Here is a 4,350-nt window from a genome sequence, read left to right as displayed (position 1 = left end):
GGCGCTGGCCGGGCGGCCGGGCCTCGTCTTCCACGCCGCGGTCGCGGGGGCCGGGCGGCAGGACCTGCTGCGGGCCCTGGATGACGCCGAACCCGGCGTGGCGGGTTCCTCGTCGGCTGGGGTGGTCTGGGTCTTCCCCGGCCAGGGCTCGCAGTGGGCCGGGATGGGCCTGGAGCTCATGGAGTCGGCGCCGGTCTTCGCCCGGCGCATGCGCGAGTGCGACGAAGCCCTGCGGCCGTTCACCGGCTTCTCGGTCATCGAGGCGCTGCGGGCCGGTGAGCCGAAGCGAGCGGATGAGGTGCAGCCGGCGCTGTTCGCGGTGATGGTGTCGCTGGCCGCCCTGTGGCAGTCGCTGGGGGTCCGGCCGGCCGCGGTGGTCGGCCATTCCCAGGGCGAGATCGCGGCGGCGTGCGTGGCGGGCGCCCTGTCGCTGGAGGACGCCGCGCGCGTCGTGGCGCTCCGCAGCCAGGCCCTGGCGGAGATCACCGGCCAGGGCGGGATGCTGTCGGTCGAGGCGAGCCGCGACGAGATCTCGGCCCGCCTCGGCGAACGCCTCTCCCTGGCGGCGGTCAACAGCCCGCGTTCGGTGGTGGTCGCCGGCGACGACGACGCGCTGGAGAAGCTGGCCGTCGCCTGCGCCGCGGACGGCATCCGGACCCGGCGCGTCCAGGTGGACTACGCCTCCCACTCCGCCTCGGTCGAGCGGGTCCGCACCCGTGTCCTCGACGCGCTGAGCGGCATCACGCCGACCACGGCCCAGGTGCCCTTCTGCTCGGCCCTCATGGGGGACCTGATCGACACGTCGCGGATGACCGCGGACTACTGGTACCGCTCGCTCAGGGAGCCGGTCGAGTTCGAGCGGGCCGTCCGGCGGCTCCACGGCCAGGGCCACTCGGTCTTCACCGAGATCAGTCCTCATCCCATCCTCACCCTGGGCATCGAAGAGACCCTCGGGGCGTCCGGCGTACGCGTGACCGGCACGCTGCGGCGGGATCGGGGGAGCCTGGTCCACTTCCTCGGCTCCGCCGCCCGGGCGTGGGCGGAGGGCGTCCCCGTCCACTGGCCGGCGCTCTTCCCGGGCGTACCGCCCGACTCACGTATCTGGGCCGGTCAGGACACGGATGTCTTCTGGGACGCGGTCGAGCGGGACGACCTCGACGGCCTCGCGACGGAGCTGGGCGCCGATGACCGGGCCCGGGCGTCGCTGGCGGCGGTGCTGCCCCTCCTCGCCTCCTGGCGACGCGGATCTCGCGACCGGCCCACGGTGGAATCGCTGTGCTACCACGTCGCCTGGCGTCCCGTCCCCGTCGCGGCGTCCGCCCCGAGCGGGACGTGGCTGGTCGTGACGCCCCGGGGCGAGGCGGCCGCGCACCCCTGGGTGGAGGGCTGCGTCGACGCCCTCACCGGCGGCGGAGCCGAGGTCCGGCGGCTGACGACGCCGTTCTCGCCGCAGGACGTCTCGCAGTCGCGCGACATCTCCGGCGTGGTGTCCCTGCTGGCCCTCGACGAGACCCCGTGCGCCGGGCACCCCATGATCACTCACGGCCTCGCGGACACGGCCACGCTGATCCGGGTACTCGGCGAAGCGGGCGTCGAGGCCCCCATGTGGTTCCTGACCTGTGGCGCGGTCGGCGCGGGCGCACCGGTGACCGGCCCCACGCAGGCGGAGGTCCTCGGGTTCACCCGCGTGCTCGGCCTGGACATCCCCGCACGCTGGGGCGGGCAGATCGACCTTCCGTCCGCGGTGGACGCCCCGGCTCGGGACCGGCTGCGGGCCGCGCTCGGCGGCGTCCAGGACGAGGACCAGCTCGCCGTCAGGGACGACGGCCTGTACCTCCGGAGACTGGTCCGGGCCGGTTCCACGGGGGCGACGCGAGACTGGAACCCCCGCGGAACGGTACTGGTGACCGGCGGGACGGGAGCCCTGGGCCGGCACGTCGCCCGCTGGCTGGCCCGCGAGGGAGCCGATCATCTGCTGCTCGTCAGCAGGCAGGGGCTGCGGGCACCGGGTGCGGACGACCTGCTGAGGGAACTGACGCGGCTGGGACCGCGCGTCACCATCGCCGCCTGCGACGTCGCGGACCGCGACGCTCTCGGGGAACTCGTCGCCGAGCACGCGCCGACGTCCGTCTTCCACACCGCCGGCGTCGTCGGGCGGATGGACGCCAGGCCGGGCGATGACCTGAGCGAGTTCGCCGACGTCCTCGCCGCCAAGGCGACCGGGGCGGCGAACCTGCACGCGGTCTTCGGCCGGCAGCCCCTCGACGCGTTCGTGCTCTTCTCCTCCAACGCCGGCGTCTGGGGCAGCGGCGGACAGGGCGCCTACTCGGCGGCCAACGCGTACCTCGACGCCCTGGCGGAGGCCAGGCAGGCGGACGGGCTCCCGGCGACCTCGGTGGCCTGGGGCGGCTGGGCGGGCGAAGGAATCGCCGCCACGTCCGAGTCCGAGGAATTCCTCCGCCGCCGGGGCATGCGCACCATGCCGCCCGACCTGGCGCTCCAGGCGCTGCGGTACGTGCTGGAGCGCGGCGAGACCTTCGTGTCGGTCGCCGACATGGACTGGGACCGCTTCGCCGACAGCTTCGCCGCGGCTCGTGAGCGGCCGCTCATCGGCGAGCTGGTCAGTGCGGATGACGCGGCGTCGGGGCAGGGGCCATCGGATCTGGCCGGGACCCTCGCCGGGCTCTCCGCGGCGGCCCGCGAGCAGGAACTGCTGACGCTGGTGTGCGGTCAGACCGCGCTGGTGCTCGGCCATGACGACCCCGCACCCATCAGGGCCGACCGGAAGTTCGCGGAACTGGGCTTCGACTCGGTGACCGGCATCGAGCTGTGCAAGCGGCTCAGGCAGGTGACCGGCCTGGCCCTGCCGAGGTCGTTGGTCTTCGACCATCCGACCCCGATCGCGCTGGCCGCGCGCCTTGACGAGGAACTCGTCCCGAACGGGCACGCGAACGGCGACGCGGCGGATCAGGACGGAGACGACCGCATCGACGTGATGGGCGTGGCGGAACTGGTACGGATGGCGCGACCGGAGGGCCAAGGCTGACATGAACGCACCCGATGAGGCGGCCATACCGTACACCGAGGTCGCCGCGGCCTTGCGGAGTTCGGTGAAGGAGGCCGAGCGGCTGCGGCGTCAGGTGGGGCGTCTGGAGGAGGCCGAGGCGCGGTCGCGGGAGCCGGTCGCGGTGGTGGGGATGGCGTGCCGGTACCCCGGCGGCGTGGCGTCCCCCGAAGACCTGTGGCAGGTCGCGTCCGGCGAGGTCGACGCGGTGTCGGGGTTCCCGGCCGACCGCGGGTGGGACCTGGCGGGGATCTACGACCCCGACCCGGACCACGGGGGGACCTCCTACGTACGCGAAGGCGGGTTCGTGGGCGGGGTGGCCGACTTCGACGCGGAGTTCTTCGGGATCAGCCCGCGTGAGGCGCTGGCGATGGACCCGCAGCAGCGGCTGCTGCTGGAGGTGTCCTGGGAGCTGTTCGAACGCTCCGGAGTGGACCCGGCCCTGTTGCGCGGCACCGGTACCGGGGTGTTCGTCGGCGCCGGAGGCTCGGAGTACGTGCCGAGCATAAGTGGCGCCCCACGCGACGTCGAGGGATATGTGTTCACCGGCAACACGCTCAGCGTCGCCTCGGGCCGGCTGGCGTACGTGTTCGGGCTGGAGGGCCCGGCCGTCACCGTGGACAGCGCCTGCTCCTCCTCCCTGGTCGCGATCCATCTGGCCTGTCAGTCCCTGCGTACGGGAGACTGCTCGCTCGCGGTGGCCGGCGGCGCGACCGTGATGGGGTCGCCGGCCGTGTTCGTGGAGCTGTCGCGGCAGCGGGCCCTGTCACCCGATGGTCGGTGCAAGGCGTTCTCCGCCACCGCCGACGGGTTCGGGCCCTCCGAGGGGGCCGGGCTGGTGCTGCTGGAGCGTCTGTCGGACGCCCGCCGAAACGGCCATCCCGTCCTGGCCGTCATCCGTGGCAGCGCCGTCAACCAGGACGGAGCCAGTAACGGGCTGACCGCACCGAACGGTCCGTCGCAGGAGCGGGTGATCCGGACGGCGCTGGCCAACGCGGGGCTGCGACCCGAGGAGATCGACGCCGTCGAAGCACACGGCACCGGCACCACCCTCGGCGACGAGATCGAGGGGAACGCGCTGATCGCCACCTACGGGCGGGCGCGGAAGCGCGATCGGCCGCTGTGGGTGGGATCCGTCAAGTCGAACATCGCCCACGCTCAGGCGGCGTCGGGGGTGGCCGGGATGATCAAAATAATCATGTCGATGCGGCACGGGGTCCTGCCCAGGACTCTTCACGCCGATGAGCCTTCGCCGCACATCGACTGGAACGCCGGGATATCCCTGC

Annotated in this window: 2 protein-coding genes; both read left to right on the top strand. The window is 73.4% G+C overall.

What is annotated here, in order from left to right; genetic code table 11:
• The coding region (locus ACFFNX_RS43515; RefSeq protein ID WP_378212114.1) for an SDR family NAD(P)-dependent oxidoreductase at window positions 1-3,046 on the top strand (3,046 nt) is incomplete at its 5' end.
• A gap of 1 nt (window position 3,047) precedes the next feature.
• The coding region (locus ACFFNX_RS43510; RefSeq protein WP_378212113.1) for a type I polyketide synthase at window positions 3,048-4,350 on the top strand (1,303 nt) is incomplete at its 3' end.

It is taken from the genome of Actinoallomurus acaciae, from assembly GCF_042429965.1.
Classification (GTDB): Bacteria; Actinomycetota; Actinomycetes; order Streptosporangiales; family Streptosporangiaceae; genus Actinoallomurus; species Actinoallomurus acaciae.
Note: the sequence above shows the minus strand (reverse complement) of the source record. Positions and strands in the feature narration are given on the sequence as shown.